The sequence below is a fragment of the Cellulomonas hominis genome (assembly GCF_901521055.1).
GTDB classification, from domain to species: domain Bacteria; phylum Actinomycetota; class Actinomycetes; order Actinomycetales; family Cellulomonadaceae; genus Cellulomonas; species Cellulomonas endometrii.
In genome coordinates, this window is record NZ_CABEGA010000047.1 from 20,361 (window position 1) to 34,097 (window position 13,737).

A 13,737-nucleotide genomic window follows, 5' to 3' on the forward strand; every position below is an offset into this window, starting at 1 on the left:
GGCTCGCGGCGTGAGCCCCGCCACCGCACTCGTCGACGCCGAGGACCTCCGCAGCCGGGTCGACGCCCTGCTCACGCAGCACGTCGAGGAGCTGCTGCCCGAGCTGGTCGCCGCGGGTGCGGGAGCGGCCCCCCTCGCCGAGGCGCTCGGGCTGATGCTCGAGGGCGGCAAGCGCCTCCGGGCGGCGTTCTGCTACTGGTCGTGGCGTGCGCACGGCGGGGACCCCGCGTCCCCGGACGCGGACGCCGTGCTGCGGGTGGGAGCAGCGCTCGAGCTGTTCCAGGCCGCGGCGCTGTTCCACGACGACGTCATGGACGACTCGGACACGCGGCGCGGGCGCCCGGCCGCGCACCGGCGCTTCGCCGGCCTGCACGCCGAGCAGGGCTGGTCGGGCGATCCGGGCCGCTACGGCGAGTCGGCGGCGATCCTGCTCGGCGACCTCGCCCTGGTGGCGAGCGAGCGCGAGTTCGTCCGCGCGGTCGCCGGCTCCCCCGCGGACCTGCGGGTGCGGGCCCACGCGGTGTTCCACCGGATGCGGACCGAGGTCACCGTCGGCCAGTACCTCGACCTCCTGGCGCAGGTGCTGCCGTGGGGCGAGGACCCGGTCGCGGACGAGGCGCGCGCCCGCGAGGTCATCGTCGCGAAGTCCGCGCGCTACAGCGTGGAGCACCCGATGCTGCTCGGCGCGGTGCTGGCCGGGGCCGACGACGCCGCGCTGTCGGCCGTGACGGGTTACGGGCTGCCGCTGGGCGAGGCCTTCCAGCTGCGCGACGACCTGCTCGGCGTGTTCGGCGACCCGGCGACCACCGGGAAGCCGGCCGGGGACGACCTGCGCGAGGGCAAGCGCACCGTGCTGGTGGCGCGGGCCATGGGGCACGCGCTGGCGACGGCCGACGCCGGGCTGGCGGACGCGCTGCGCGCGGGTCTCGGCGACCGCGGCCTGGACGACGCCGCCTGCGCGGCGCTCGCCGGCCGCATCGAGGCCAGCGGCGCCGTCGCCGACGTCGAGGCGCTGATCACCGAGCTCGGCGACCGGGCGTTCGGCGCACTGGCCGCCGCCCCGCTCGCCGAGGACGGCCGGGCGATGCTGGTGCGGCTCGGGCACGCGGCCGTCGACCGGCGCGCCTGAGGCCCCGCGCGGGCGACGTCAGAGCTGCGCCTGCGCCCGGCGCCGCACCTCCGTCTTGTGGCCGGAGCGCAACGCGTCGACCGGCCGGCCGGGCAGGGACTCGTCCTCGGTGAAGAGCCAGGCGATCGCCTCGGCGTCGGAGAAGCCGGCGTCCCCGAGGACGCTCACGGTGCCCTGGAGCCACGCCATCACGGCGGCGCGCGGCGCGGCGGCGTCCTCGTCGTGCGGGTCCGCCGGCGGGTTGGTGGCGTCGACCGGGACCAGGAACGCGGCCGGGATGCTCAGCACGGGCGGGTCGCCGCGGCGGATGCCGATCAGGCGGCGCTCCTTGAGCAGGCGGCGGACCTTGCCGGCGTCGACGCCGAGCTCCTCGGCCACGTCGGGCACGGTGAGCCAGGAGTCGACCAGGTCATCGGGGTGGGGCTGCGCAGTCACCCGGCCAGCGTACTGACCGCCCGGCCGCAGCACGCCACCGGGCCCGCGTTCCCCCGGGCGGACGAGCCCGCTGGGCCGCAGGTGTGAGCACGGGCCTGCATCACCGCTGGTGAACCGGACATATCACCCGCCCCGCTTCCCAGGGCTCCGCGGGTGGTCTACCGTCGCTCTCGTCACACCAGTCACATCAGCCACACAGGCACCGCACGTCACTGCACCACGTCGTCTCAGCACAGGGGTCCTCACCATGACGCAGCCCGCCCTCGCCCTCACGGACCAGGCCGACCGCAGCCGCGGGGACGGCGCGACCCCTCGCACCGGCGCACGCCGTGGTCGCCGGCTCGCCACGGGGACCGGCGCGATCGCCATCGCCGCGGTCGCCGTCACGGCCTCGGGCGGCGCCGCCCACGCGGACGACCAGTACACGGTGCGCAGCGGGGACACGGTCAGCCACATCGCCGCGCGCTACGGCACGACGGTCACCGCGGTGCGCAGCGCCAACGGCCTGGGCACCAGCGCGTTCATCCGCGAGGGCCAGCGGCTGACCATCCCCACCGCCGCGGCCCCGGCCACGGCCGCCCCCGCGGCGCCGAGCGCAGCCGGCGGCACCCACACGGTCGCCTCGGGCGAGACCGTGTCGGCCATCGCGAAGCGGTACGGCACGACCGTCGCGGCGATCAGCGCCGCCAACGGCCTCGACTCCCGCGCCTTCATCCGCGTCGGCCAGACGCTCACGGTGCCCGGCGGGTCCGGCGCGGCCGCGGCGGCCCCGGCCTCAGCTCCCGCGGTGACCGGCGGCACCCACACCGTCGCGTCCGGCGAGACCGTCTCGGCCATCGCGAAGCGCTACGGCACCACCGTCTCCGCCGTCGTCGCCTCGAACGGCCTGGACTCCCGCGCGTTCATCCGCGTCGGCCAGACGCTCACCGTGCCCGGGGCCTCCGGCGCCGCCGCACCCGCACCGGCCGCCGCCGCCACGACCGGAGGCACGCACACCGTCGCCTCGGGCGAGACGGTCTCCGCGATCGCGTCGCGCTACGGCACGACGGTCTCGGCGGTCGTGGCCGCCAACGGCCTGGACTCCCGCGCGTTCATCCGCGTGGGTCAGCGGCTCACCGTCCCGGGCGCCCCGGCGGCCGCCGCGGCTGCTCCGGCCTCCTCGGGCGGGACCGCGCTGGTCGGCAACACGTTCCTCGGGCGCACCTACGCGCCGAGCGTGGTGGCGTCGGCCAACGCCAACAAGGCGAGCCTGCTCGCCATGGGCGTGCCGTCCCGCGCCCAGATGCAGGCGAAGGTCGCCGCGACCGCGCGCTCGATGGGGGTCGACCCCGCGCTCGCCCAGGCGATCGCGTTCCAGGAGTCCGGGTTCAACCACACCGCGGTCTCCCCCGCCAACGCGATCGGGACGATGCAGGTCATCCCGAGCTCCGGCGAGTGGGCCTCGCAGCTCGTGGGCCGCCAGCTGAACCTGATCGACCCGGACGACAACGTCGTGGCGGGCGTGGCGATCCTGCGCCAGCTCGTGCGCACGTCCCCGGACCTCTCCACGGCGATCGCCAGCTACTACCAGGGCTCGTCCTCGGTGAAGCGGAACGGCATGTTCAGCGACACCCGCCGCTACGTGGCGAACGTCCAGACCCACATGACGCGCTACTGAGCCGCGGCCTGCCGGGTCTGGCCGGACCGCGCCCGTAGACTTCGGCCCGTGGGAGCAACCGTCACCGATCCGCTCGTCGGCCAGCTGGTCGACGGGCGCTACGAGGTCGTGTCGCGCATCGCGCGCGGCGGCATGGCGACCGTGTACCTGGCGGTGGACCGGCGGCTCGACCGGGACGTCGCTCTCAAGGTCATGCACCCGCACCTCGCGGAGGGCGGCGCTGGAGCGGACTTCGTCGCCCGGTTCCGGCGCGAGGCCCGCGCCGCTGCGCGGCTCACCCACCCCGGACTCGTCGGCGTGTACGACCAGGGCCTGGACGGCGACACCTCCTACCTGACCATGGAGTACGTCGACGGCGTGAACCTGCGCCGCCACCTCGCCGAGCGCGGGTCCCTGACCGTCGGCGAGGCGCTCGACGTCGGCGAGCACGTCCTCGACGCCCTGGCCGCGGCGCACCGCGCCGGCCTGGTGCACCGCGACGTCAAGCCCGAGAACGTGCTCATGGCGACCGACGGCCGGATCAAGGTCGCCGACTTCGGTCTCGCCCGCGCCGTCACCGAGGTCACGTCCACCACGACCGGCACCGTCTTCGGCACCGTCGCGTACCTCGCCCCCGAGCTCGTCGTCCGCGGCGCCAGCGACGCCCGCACCGACGTGTACGCCGCGGGCGTCCTGCTCTACGAGATGCTCACGGGCGCGCAGCCCTTCACCGGCGAGACGCCCATCCAGATTGCGTTCCAGCACGTCAACTCCGACGTGCCGCCGCCCTCGGACACGGCGTCCTGGTTGCCGGTCGAGGTCGACGAGCTCGTCGGCGCCCTGGCCGCGCGCGAGCCCGACGACCGGCCCGCCGACGCGTCCGCGGCCCTGGCCCTGCTCCGGCGGACCCGCGCCGCCCTGGACCCGGCGACCCTCGACCGCCGCGTCGACGTGCCGCCGGCCGTCACGCTGCCGCAGGCGACCGACGCGGACGACGCCACCCCCGGCGCGTCGGCCGGCGGGGCCGCCACGCGGGTCGACGGCTCCCCGGTGGACGACGCCGGCGACGAGATCCCGGCCGGCGCGACTGCCCGGATCGACGCGCCGGGGCGCACCGTCGCCCTGCCGATCGGCATGGTGACGGCCGGCGGCCCCGCCCCGGCCGACTCCCCCGCCCGGCACCGCCGGTGGGGACGCTGGGTCGCCCTGGGCGTGCTGCTGGTCGCGCTGGTCGGCGGCGGCACCTGGTGGTACCTCGCGGCCGGTCCGGGCGCCTACACGACGGTCCCCGCGGTCACCTCGCTGACCGAGGACGAGGCGGTCGCCCTGCTCGAGGACGCCGGCCTCGGCGCGGACCCGGTCCCGGCGTTCGACGACACCGCGCCGGTGGGCACCGTGTTCGCCGCGGACCCTGGCGACGGCGAGCGGGTCCGCAAGGACGGCACGGTGCAGCTGTCGGTGTCCCGCGGTCCCGACCTCGTGGACCTGCCCGGGGGCCTCCTGCACGCCCAGCAGGCCGTCGCGGAGGAGGCGCTCCTCGCAGCGGACCTGGAGGTGGACTACGTCGAGGGCGACTTCTGGGACGACGAGGTCGGGCTCGGCGGCGTGCTCGCGGTCACCGACGCGGACCAGGCGCCGCTCGCCGACGGGGCGAAGGTCAAGCGCGGCTCGACGGTGTACCTGACCATCTCCGACGGGCCCCAGCCCGTGACGATCGTGTCCGTCACCGGCGCGTCGTTCGACGAGGCCAAGGCGCAGCTGGAGTCCCTGGGGCTCGCGGTGAGCCCGCAGGAGGCGTTCAGCGACACCGTCCCGGCCGGCGACGTCATCGCCCAGGACCCGGCGGGCGGCACCGAGGGGCACCGCAAGGACACCGTGACGCTCACGGTCTCCAAGGGCCCCGAGACGGTCCCCATGCCGAATCTCACCGGCAAGCAGTACGACGAGGCCGCGACGATCCTCGACGGCCTCGGGCTCAAGGCCGAGCGGCGCAACATCCTCGGCGGCCTGTTCGGCACCGTCCGCGACCAGAGCGTGCCCGCGGAGCAGGCGGTCCCCAAGGGGACGACGATCACCCTCACCGTCGTCTGAGCCGGCCCGTCCCGTACTCGCGCCCGGACACCCACGCAGACGACGACGCCCGCACCCGCCCCCTCGGGGCCGGTGCGGGCGTCGTCGCGTCGGGCGTCAGCTCCGGCGGAGCAGCTCCACGACCTGGAACGCGAGCTCCAGCGACTGCTGGTGGTTCAGCCGCGGGTCGACGAGCGTCTCGTACCGGCGGGCCAGCCCGGCGTCGTCGATCTCCTCGGCACCGCCGAGCACCTCGGTGACGTCGTCGCCGGTGAGCTCGATGTGCAGCCCGCCCGGGACGGTCCCCAGCGCGCGGTGCACCTCGAAGAACCCGGCGACCTCGTCCATCACGTCGGAGAACCGCCGGGTCTTGTACCCGGAGGCCGACGTGATGCCGTTGCCGTGCATCGGGTCGCACACCCAGGTGACCGGGCGGCCGTCCGCCGTGACCTTCTCCACCAGCGAGGGCAGCAGGTCCCGGATCTTGCCGGCGCCCATGCGGGTGATGAACGTGATACGGCCCGGCTCGGCGCTCGGGTTGAGCTTGTCGATCAGGCGCAGCGCGTCGTCCGCGGTGGACGTCGGGCCGAGCTTGATGCCGAGCGGGTTGTGCACGCGGCTGAAGTAGTCGACGTGCGCCCCGTCGAGCTGCCGGGTGCGCTCCCCGATCCACAGGAAGTGCGCCGAGCAGTCGTACGGCAGGCCGGTCCGGGAGTCGATCCGCGTCAGGGGCCGCTCGTAGTCGAGCAGCAGCCCCTCGTGGCTCGAGTAGAAGTCCACGGTGCGCAGGGCGTCGAAGTCCGCCCCGCACGCCGCCATGAACCGGATCGCGCGGTCGATCTCCGCCGCGATCTCCTCGTAGCGGGCGTACGCCGGGTTGGCGGTGAACCCGCGGTTCCACTCGTGCACGCGCAGCAGGGACGCGAAGCCCCCCGTCGTGAACGCGCGGATCAGGTTCAGCGTCGACGCGGACGTGTGGTACGCGTCGAGCAGCCGCTCGGGGTCGGGCGTGCGGGCCTCGGGCGTGAACTCGAAGCCGTTGATGATGTCGCCCCGGAACGCGGGCAGCGTGACGCCGTCGCGGGTCTCCGAGTCGGACGACCGCGGCTTCGCGTACTGCCCCGCCATCCGGCCCATCTTGATGACCGGCAGGCTGGCGCCGTAGGTCAGCACGACGGCCATCTGCAGGACGGTCATGATCTTGCCGCGGATGTTGTCGGCCGTCGCCTCCGCGAAGGTCTCCGCGCAGTCACCGCCCTGCAGCAGGAACGCCTCGCCGCGCCCGGCGGCCGCGAGCTGGCCGCGCAGCGCGTCGGACTCCCCCGCGAACACCAGCGGCGGCAGGCCGGCGAGCCGGCCGGTGACGCGCGCGAGGGCGTCCCGGTCGGGCCACGCCGGCTGCTGCGTGACGGGCAGCGACCGCCAGTGCTCGAGGCCCTCGAGCACCCGCGGGTCCGCCTCGACGCTCATCAGTGCGCCGTCGCGGGCACCAGGGACTGCCCGATGCCCTCCAGGAGCGCGCCGAACCAGGGCTGCGAGACGTCGAACGCCTTGCCGCCCGCGATGCGCGGGAACGCGATGGCCTTGAGGCGGTCGCCGTCCTCCTCGTCGTGGCCGATGACGCCGGCCTCGCCGCGCAGGGCGCACTCGACGGCCAGGTCGGTCATCGACTTGATGAGGCGCAGGTCCTCGGCGTTCGCGGCCGCGGCGCGCGAGTAGTACCCGGACTTCTGGACCATGACCTTCTCGGCGCCCAGCTTCTCGGCGAACTGCTTAGCGAACCACTGGCCCGGGTTGATCGTGTCGAGCTTGACGTGGCCGAACGGGTCGCGCGGCACCTCGGCGCCGGAGGCCTCGAGCTGCTCGACGATCTCGTGCATGCCCGCGCCCTCGGACAGGAAGATGTTGACGTTCCCCTGCTCGTCCATGATCGCCTTGAGGCGCGCGGCCTCGGCGTCGATGTCGAGGGCCAGCTCGGGCAGGAACACCGCGTGGATGTCCCAGCGCTCGCGCGTCAGGCCGAGGGCCGGGGCCCACTCCTGGGTGTCGAGCCACTTGCGGTACTCCGCGGCGGCGGCCGCGGTGAGCCAGCCGCAGTGCCGGCCCATGACCTCGTGCACGATGAGCATGCGCGGGCCCGAGCGGTGCTCGCCGATGATGTTCGCGGCGAAGCCCGCGGCCTCCTCGGCTGCGGTCCACGCGCCGAGCGACTGCTTGATCGGCACCACGTCGTTGTCGATGGTCTTCGGCAGGCCGACGACGGTCAGGCCGTAGTCGTTGTCCGCGAGGTACGCGGCGAGGTCGGCCGCGGTGGTGTTCGTGTCGTCGCCGCCGATCGTGTGCAGCACGTCGACGCCGTCCGCCTTGAGCTGCTCGGCCGCGACCTGCAGCGGGTCCTGGCCCTCCTGGACCAGCCCGCGCTTGACGCAGTCCGCGGCGTTCGTGAGCTTCACGCGGGAGTTGCCGATCGGCGAGCCGCCGAACCGGTGCAGCAGCGGCGCCTGGGCGCGACCCTCGGCGTCGATGACGATCTTGTCGCCGCGCAGGAGCCCGTGGTAACCGTGCTGGTAGGCGATGATCTCGATCTCGGGGGCGATCTCGGTGTACCGCTCGATGAGACCACCGACGGCCGAGGACAGGCACGGAGCGAAGCCACCCGCGGTCAGGAGCGCGACGCGACGAACCGACATGAGACACACCTCTCGTTGAAAGCACAGAACAGCACAGCCGCATTCAGCGGCCCGCAGGTCACTCAAGGCGACGGACGCGGACCGGACCCGGGACCGAGGTCCGGGGTGCCGCCGCGGTCACCGCGGCAGCAGGCTCATCCTACTGAGCCGGGGACTCGTCCTCCGGCGGGACCGGAACCTGGACATCGGGCACCGCACGGCCGCCGGGAGCGGTGCGCTCCGGGGCGGCGGGACCGGTCGCGGCCGGGTGGCCCGTGGCGATGCGGGCCTTCTGCGTCGCCGCGTAGATGTCCACGTACTCCTGGCCGGACAGGGCCATGAGCGCGTACATGATCTCGTCGGTCACCGAGCGCAGGATGAACCGGTCGTTCTCCATGCCGCGGTACCGGCTGAAGTCGAGCGGCTCGCCGATCACGACGCCGATGCGGCGCGGGCGCGGGAGGCGCTGGCCGAGCGGCTGCGCCTTGTCGGTGTCGATCATCGCGACGGGGATGACCGGGGCGCCCGACTCCAGCGCCATCCGGGCCACGCCGGTCTTGCCGCGGTACAGGCGGCCGTCGGGGCTGCGGGTGCCCTCGGGGTAGATGCCGAAGAGCTTGCCCTCGGCGAGCCGGTTCAGGCCCGTGCGCAGCGCCGCCTCCGAGGCCTTGCCCCCGCTGCGGTCCACGGGGATCGTGCCGACCCCGCGCATGAACCCCGCGGTGAGGCGGCCCTTGAGGCCACGCCCCGTGAAGTACTCGTTCTTGCCGATGAACACGATCTCGCGGTCCAGGACCAGCGGCAGGAAGAACGAGTCGATGACGGCCAGGTGGTTGCTGGCGAGGATCGCCGCACCGTCGGTGGGCACGTGCTCGGCGCCCCGCACCCAGGGGCGGAACAGCAGGTGCAGCAGCGGGCCCACCAGGACCCGCTTCATGAACCAGTAGAACAACCTGCCACCTCTCGCCCTCGTCGCCGCGGGCCGGCTGTGCGTCGTCCCCGTGCCCTGTGCTCGGAGCCGACTCTAGAGTGCTGCCATGGCCCCGCGTCCCGACCGACCCGACCCGTCACCCGACGGCGACGACCGCGACGACGCGCCCGAGGGGCGTCCGGACCCGCTCCACGTCTCCGACGAGCAGTGGGCCGCGATCGTGGCCGACCTGCGCGGCGACGGGGACCCGACTGCCACGGTGACGCCGCCGGACGCCGCTCCCGCAGGCCAGGACGACCCGCGGACGTCGTCCGGTCCCGCCGTAACCTACCCCGTCGCGCCCTGGGTGACCGACCGGCGCGTCGTGCGCCCGGCCCGGCCCGACGGCGACGAGGGACCCGCGGGACCCGTCGGGCCCGCACCGGCCACCGGCAGGGACTGGGACGCGACCGGCCAGATGGACGACGCGGAGCGGCGCGTCGACGAGGCCGAGCACTTCCGGCCGCCCGACCCCGGGCCGGTCCTGGGCGGCGACCCGCTGCTGACGATGGCCTGGCTGGCGGTCACGGGCATGCCGCTGCTGTGGCTCGTCGTGGTCGTCGCGTGGCGCGGCGCGCCCTCGGCGGTGCTGCAGGCCTCCGCGGCGGTGTTCGTGCTCGGGGTGGCGCTGCTGGTGTGGCGGATGCCCCAGCGGCGCGACGACGACCACGACGACTCGGACGGCGCCGTCGTCTGACGGTCGCCGCCCGGGTCGTGGCCGGTCCGCCGGCGAGCCGGTGACGTCAGCGGCGGGCGAGGTCCGCCGCGCCGACGATCCCCGCGTCGTTGCCCATCGACGCGAGCGCGAACGTGGCCTCGGGCCGGTGACCGCGGGCCGACAGCTGGTCGAGGAACGCGCGACGGGCGGGGGCCAGCAGCAGGTCGCCCGCGGCGCTCACGCCGCCGCCGATCACGACGATCGCGGGGTCGAGCAGCGCCGCGACGGACGCCGAGCCCTCCCCGATCCAGCGGCCGAGCTCGGCGAGCAGCTCGACGGCGAGCGCGTCGCCCTCCTGGGCCGCCTGCGTCACGTGCGGGCCGGTGAGCTCGTCGGCGTCGCCGCCCGCGAGCTCGAGCAGCCGGCCACCGCGCTCGGGCTGGGTGATCAGGGCGGACTGCGCGTCCCGCACCAGGGCGCTGCCCGAGGCGTACTGCTCCCAGCAGCCCTCGTGGCCGCAGCCGCAGTAGTGCCCGCCGGGGACGACGCGCATGTGCCCGACCTCGGCCGCGACGCCCCACGCGCCCCGGACCAGGTTCCCGCCCACGACGAGCGCGCCGCCGAGGCCCGTGCCGATGGTCAGCAGCAGCATGTCCTGGACGTCGCGCGCCGCGCCGAACCGGAACTCGGCCCAGCCGGCGGCGTTCGCGTCGTTCTCGACGACGATCTTCACGTCGCCGCCGAGCTCCTTGGCGACGATGTCCCGCAGCGGGTGCTCGCGCCACGGCAGGTTCGGGGTGAAGAGCACGGTCGACTGGTCCGCGGCGATGAAGCCCGGGGCGGCCAGGCCGATCGCGCCGACCTCGTGCTGCTCGGCGAGCTCCTGGCAGGCCTCGATGACGCCCCGGTCGACGCTGGCGGAGTCCCGCGGGTCGGTGTCACGACGCGTCTTCGCGATGATCCGGCCGTCCTCGTCGACCACACCGGCGGCGATCTTCGTCCCGCCGATGTCCACACCGATGGCGTGCATGCTTCCCTGCTTCCGCGTGAGAGGTTCCCCAGCCGCACGGCGCGGGCCGCCGGCCCCGGGCGCGGTGCGCTCCGGTGCGGCGGCGGCAGCACTGCGCGCGTGCGCCCCCACGCTAGCGTGCGAACCGGACATCGCTGCACACGCTCCCACCGCCGCGGGGCCCCCGAACTCCCTCGCGCGGGTGAGGCGACGCGCCGGACATCGGCGATTGGGACCTTGGTCCCTTATGCTGCGCGCAACCCTCGACTTTCTGACAATGGAGCCAGACATGGAGGAGTTCAGCACCCCCCTGCTCGTGGAGACGGGCCCGCGGGAGAACCTGCTCGACCTGCTCGACGCGCGCGTCGCCGCCACGGGCGACGGGCCGATCATCGAGTACAAGACGCCCGGCACCGGGACCTCGTGGCGCACCGTCAGCGCCCGCGAGTTCGACCGCCGGGTCCGTGCCGTCGCGCGCGGGTTCGCCGCGCACGGCGTCGAACCCGGCGACCGCGTCGGGATCATGTCCCGCACCCGGTACGAGTGGACCCTGCTCGACTGGGCCCTGTGGACCGCCGGGGCGGTGCCCGTGCCCGTCTACGAGACCTCGTCCGCCGAGCAGGTGCACTGGATCCTGACGGACGCGGCCGTCACGCTCGTCGTCGTCGAGTCCGCGGAGCACGCCGCGACGGTCGCCGAGGTGCGGCCCGAGGCACCGCTGCTGCGGGAGGTCCTCGTCATCGACGACGGCGCGGTCGAGCAGCTCGAGGCCGACGGCACGGGCGTGACCGACGCGGAGCTCGAGCGCCGGCGCCGGTACGCCGGTCGCGACGACCTCGCCACGCTGATCTACACCTCCGGCACCACCGGGCGGCCCAAGGGCGTCGAGCTCACGCACGGCAACTTCGCGGTGCTGGCGCGCAACGCCGTCGAGGGGCTGCACGAGGTCGTCGCCACGCCGGGGTCGCGCACGCTGCTGTTCATGCCGCTGGCGCACGTCTTCGCCCGGTTCGTCGAGGTCCTGTGCGTGCCGGCCGGCGCGGTGCTCGGGCACACGCCCGACACGAAGCAGCTGCTCGCGGACCTCGTGGAGTTCCGGCCGACGTTCATCCTGTCGGTGCCCCGCGTCTTCGAGAAGGTCTACAACTCGGCGGAGCAGAAGGCCGCGGCCGGCGGGAAGCTGAAGATCTTCCAGTGGGCCGCGCGCACCGCGATCGCGTACTCCCGCGCGCTCGACGACGGCCGGCCCGGTCTGGCGCTGACCGTGCAGCACAAGATCGCCGACCGCCTGGTGTTCCACAAGCTCCGCGACGCCATGGGCGGGCGGGTCGAGTGGGCGATCTCGGGCGGGGCGCCGCTGGGCGAGCGGCTCGGGCACTTCTTCCGGGGCATCGGCCTGAAGGTGCTCGAGGGCTACGGCCTCACCGAGACCACCGCGCCGGCCACGGTGAACATGCCCGGCAGGACGCGGATCGGCACCGTCGGGCCTCCCCTGCCCGGTACGTCGGTCCGGATCGCCGCCGACGGGGAGGTCGAGGTCCGCGGGCACCAGGTGTTCCGGGAGTACCACGGCAACCCCACCGCGACGGCCGAGGTGTTCCACGACGGCTGGTTCCGCACCGGCGACCTGGGGTCGCTGGACGACGACGGCTACCTGCGGATCACCGGCCGGAAGAAGGAGATCATCGTCACCGCCGGCGGCAAGAACGTCGCCCCCGCGGTGCTCGAGGACCGGCTGCGCGCCCACCCGCTGATCAGCCAGGTCGTCGTCGTCGGTGACGGCCGGCCCTTCATCGGGGCGCTCGTGACGCTCGACGCGGAGGGGCTCCCCGGCTGGTGCGCCGCGCACGGCCGCCCGCCGCTCACGGTCGCCGAGGCCGCCACGGACCCCGAGGTGCTGGCCTCGATCGACCAGGGCGTCGAGCGGGCGAACCGCGCGGTCTCCCGCGCCGAGTCGATCCGCAAGTACCGCATCCTCGACCGCGACCTGACGATCGCGAGCGGGCACCTGACGCCGAAGCTCAGCGTCCGGCGCACGCACGTGCTCAAGGACTTCGCGGGGGACGTCGAGGCGATCTACCGCGAGGAGCACGCGGGCTGACACGGGTGCCGGCGCGGGCTTCCCGCGCCGGCGCCCGTCGCGTAGCGACCGCGCCGGGGGCCGTCAGACCCGGCCGAGGCGCGCCAGCAGCGTGGCGGACGGCAGCACCCGCGCGCCCGCGGCCTCGACGTCGGCACCGAGCGCGCGGTCGCTGGTCACCACGACCACCACGCGCCCGGTCGGCTCCGCGCGGACCAGCCGCCGGATCAGGTCGTCGGCGATCTCCCCCGCGGAGAACAGGACGCGCACGCCGCGGGGCCCCGGGGCCGCCCGCTCCTGGCCGTTTTCCTGGCCGTCGAAGCAGCAGGTGACCTCCGCGCCGGTGCGGCCGGCGAGGGTGGCCAGCCGCTCGGTCAGGCGCCGGCGCTGCTCGGCGAGCGGCTGCTCCGGCCACGCGCGCTTCGAGACGTTGTAGCCGTCGACCACCAGGTGCGCGCGCGGCATCGCGAGCAGGTCGTCCAGCAGGGCGGGGTCGTCGGCGCCGCGGCCGCGGGACGTCGCGCGCGGCGCGGCACCGGCTCCGGGCGCGGGGGCGACCAGGTCCGCCGGCATCCGGCCGGCCGGCGGCAGCGCGAGCTCCGTGCGCAGCGCCGCGCCCGCCTCGACGACCGTGTCGAGCAGCAGCCGCACCCGGACCTCCGCGAGGTCCCGCAGCACGGCGGCGTCCTCGCGCGCCGCCCGGGCCAGGGCGTCGGCGCGGGCGCGGTCCTCGTCGGCGGCGGCGCGGACGCGGGCTGCCTCGGCGTGCACCCGCTCCGCCGCCGCGGCCACCTCGGCGGCGTGCTCGGCGGCGCGGCGGGCCTCGGACCGGGCACGGTCGGCGTCGGACCGGAGCCGGCGCAGCTCCTTGCGCAGCGCCGCCAGCTCGGCCTCGGCGGCGTCGGCGCGGGCGGACTCCGCGTCGAGGCGGGCGGCGAGCCGGGCGGCCAGGCGGGCCGACTCGGCCGGCTGGGGCGCGGCGGGGGCGGCGGGGCCCCGCCGGCCGGGGCGCCGGCTCTTTTACACAACTTCCAGGCCCCGAGAAGGCACGGCATCTCGGATGCCGTCTTCTTGTTTGAAA

Annotated in this window: 11 protein-coding genes and 1 pseudogene; 6 read left to right on the forward strand and 6 right to left on the reverse strand. The window is 75.0% G+C overall.

Annotated elements, in window-relative coordinates; all coding sequences use genetic code 11:
• Nucleotides 1-10: 10 nt before the first annotated feature.
• Nucleotides 11-1,129: a polyprenyl synthetase family protein gene (locus KJP73_RS12930; RefSeq protein WP_213283278.1), complete on the forward strand. Its 1,119-nt coding sequence runs from the start codon at nt 11-13 to the stop codon at nt 1,127-1,129.
• Between the two features lie 18 nt (nt 1,130-1,147).
• Here KJP73_RS12930 and KJP73_RS12935 read toward each other — a convergent pair whose 3' ends face one another.
• A complete protein-coding gene (locus KJP73_RS12935) occupies nt 1,148-1,564 on the reverse strand; it encodes an Rv2175c family DNA-binding protein (RefSeq protein WP_213283279.1) in 417 nt (138 codons plus the stop codon).
• A gap of 247 nt (nt 1,565-1,811) precedes the next feature.
• Between KJP73_RS12935 and KJP73_RS12940 the strand changes: the two genes are divergently transcribed.
• A complete protein-coding gene (locus KJP73_RS12940) occupies nt 1,812-3,221 on the forward strand; it encodes a LysM peptidoglycan-binding domain-containing protein (RefSeq protein WP_213283280.1) in 1,410 nt (469 codons plus the stop codon).
• A gap of 48 nt (nt 3,222-3,269) precedes the next feature.
• Complete coding sequence (gene pknB / locus KJP73_RS12945) at nt 3,270-5,291, forward strand: Stk1 family PASTA domain-containing Ser/Thr kinase (protein ID WP_213283281.1); 2,022 nt, start codon at nt 3,270-3,272, stop codon at nt 5,289-5,291.
• Nucleotides 5,292-5,387: 96 nt separating this feature from the next.
• On the opposite strand, the gene KJP73_RS12950 is transcribed toward pknB, so the two are convergent.
• From KJP73_RS12950 to KJP73_RS12960, 3 genes are all read right to left on the reverse strand, one after another.
• The gene (locus KJP73_RS12950; protein ID WP_213283282.1) at nt 5,388-6,740 is read right to left on the reverse strand and encodes a class II 3-deoxy-7-phosphoheptulonate synthase; all 1,353 of its coding nucleotides are present in this window, start codon (nt 6,738-6,740) and stop codon (nt 5,388-5,390) included.
• Nucleotides 6,740-7,960, reverse strand: a complete 1,221-nt coding sequence (locus KJP73_RS12955) for a pyrophosphate--fructose-6-phosphate 1-phosphotransferase (RefSeq protein ID WP_213283283.1) — start codon at nt 7,958-7,960, stop codon at nt 6,740-6,742. Before KJP73_RS12955 ends, KJP73_RS12950 begins: the two co-directional genes overlap by 1 nt.
• Nucleotides 7,961-8,099: 139 nt before the next feature.
• Nucleotides 8,100-8,891 carry a lysophospholipid acyltransferase family protein gene (locus tag KJP73_RS12960; RefSeq protein ID WP_249669365.1) on the reverse strand — a complete coding sequence of 264 codons (792 nt, stop codon included), beginning with the start codon at nt 8,889-8,891 and terminating at the stop codon, nt 8,100-8,102.
• Between the two features lie 85 nt (nt 8,892-8,976).
• On the opposite strand from KJP73_RS12960, the gene KJP73_RS12965 reads away from it, so the two are divergent.
• Nucleotides 8,977-9,606 (forward strand): hypothetical protein, encoded by a 630-nt coding sequence (locus KJP73_RS12965; RefSeq protein WP_213283284.1) that lies wholly within the window; start codon nt 8,977-8,979, stop codon nt 9,604-9,606.
• Between the two features lie 46 nt (nt 9,607-9,652).
• On the opposite strand, the gene KJP73_RS12970 is transcribed toward KJP73_RS12965, so the two are convergent.
• A complete protein-coding gene (locus KJP73_RS12970; RefSeq protein WP_213283285.1) occupies nt 9,653-10,597 on the reverse strand; it encodes an ROK family glucokinase in 945 nt (314 codons plus the stop codon).
• A gap of 268 nt (nt 10,598-10,865) precedes the next feature.
• On the opposite strand from KJP73_RS12970, the gene KJP73_RS12975 reads away from it, so the two are divergent.
• On the forward strand, nt 10,866-12,677 hold the full coding sequence (locus KJP73_RS12975) for an AMP-dependent synthetase/ligase (protein WP_213283286.1): 1,812 nt from the start codon (nt 10,866-10,868) through the stop codon (nt 12,675-12,677).
• A 63-nt stretch (nt 12,678-12,740) separates the two neighbouring features.
• On the opposite strand, the gene KJP73_RS12980 is transcribed toward KJP73_RS12975, so the two are convergent.
• On the reverse strand, nt 12,741-13,427 hold the full coding sequence (locus tag KJP73_RS12980; protein WP_249669367.1) for an NYN domain-containing protein: 687 nt from the start codon (nt 13,425-13,427) through the stop codon (nt 12,741-12,743).
• Here KJP73_RS12980 and KJP73_RS19295 point away from each other — a divergent pair.
• A pseudogene (locus KJP73_RS19295) lies at nt 13,422-13,737 on the forward strand (hypothetical protein); the annotation flags it as partial. The gene KJP73_RS12980 and the pseudogene KJP73_RS19295 overlap by 6 nt on opposite strands.

Excerpts from the sequence above, each read along its gene's own strand:
- KJP73_RS12940 (WP_213283280.1), top strand. The coding sequence starts at position 1,812 with ATGACGCAGCCCGCCCTCGCCCTCACGGACCAGGCCGACCGCAGCCGC.
- KJP73_RS12950 (WP_213283282.1), bottom strand. The coding sequence starts at position 6,740 with ATGAGCGTCGAGGCGGACCCGCGGGTGCTCGAGGGCCTCGAGCACTGG.
- KJP73_RS12955 (WP_213283283.1), bottom strand. The coding sequence starts at position 7,960 with ATGTCGGTTCGTCGCGTCGCGCTCCTGACCGCGGGTGGCTTCGCTCCG.
- KJP73_RS12965 (WP_213283284.1), top strand. The coding sequence starts at position 8,977 with ATGGCCCCGCGTCCCGACCGACCCGACCCGTCACCCGACGGCGACGAC.
- KJP73_RS12970 (WP_213283285.1), bottom strand. The coding sequence starts at position 10,597 with ATGCACGCCATCGGTGTGGACATCGGCGGGACGAAGATCGCCGCCGGT.
- KJP73_RS12975 (WP_213283286.1), top strand. The coding sequence starts at position 10,866 with ATGGAGGAGTTCAGCACCCCCCTGCTCGTGGAGACGGGCCCGCGGGAG.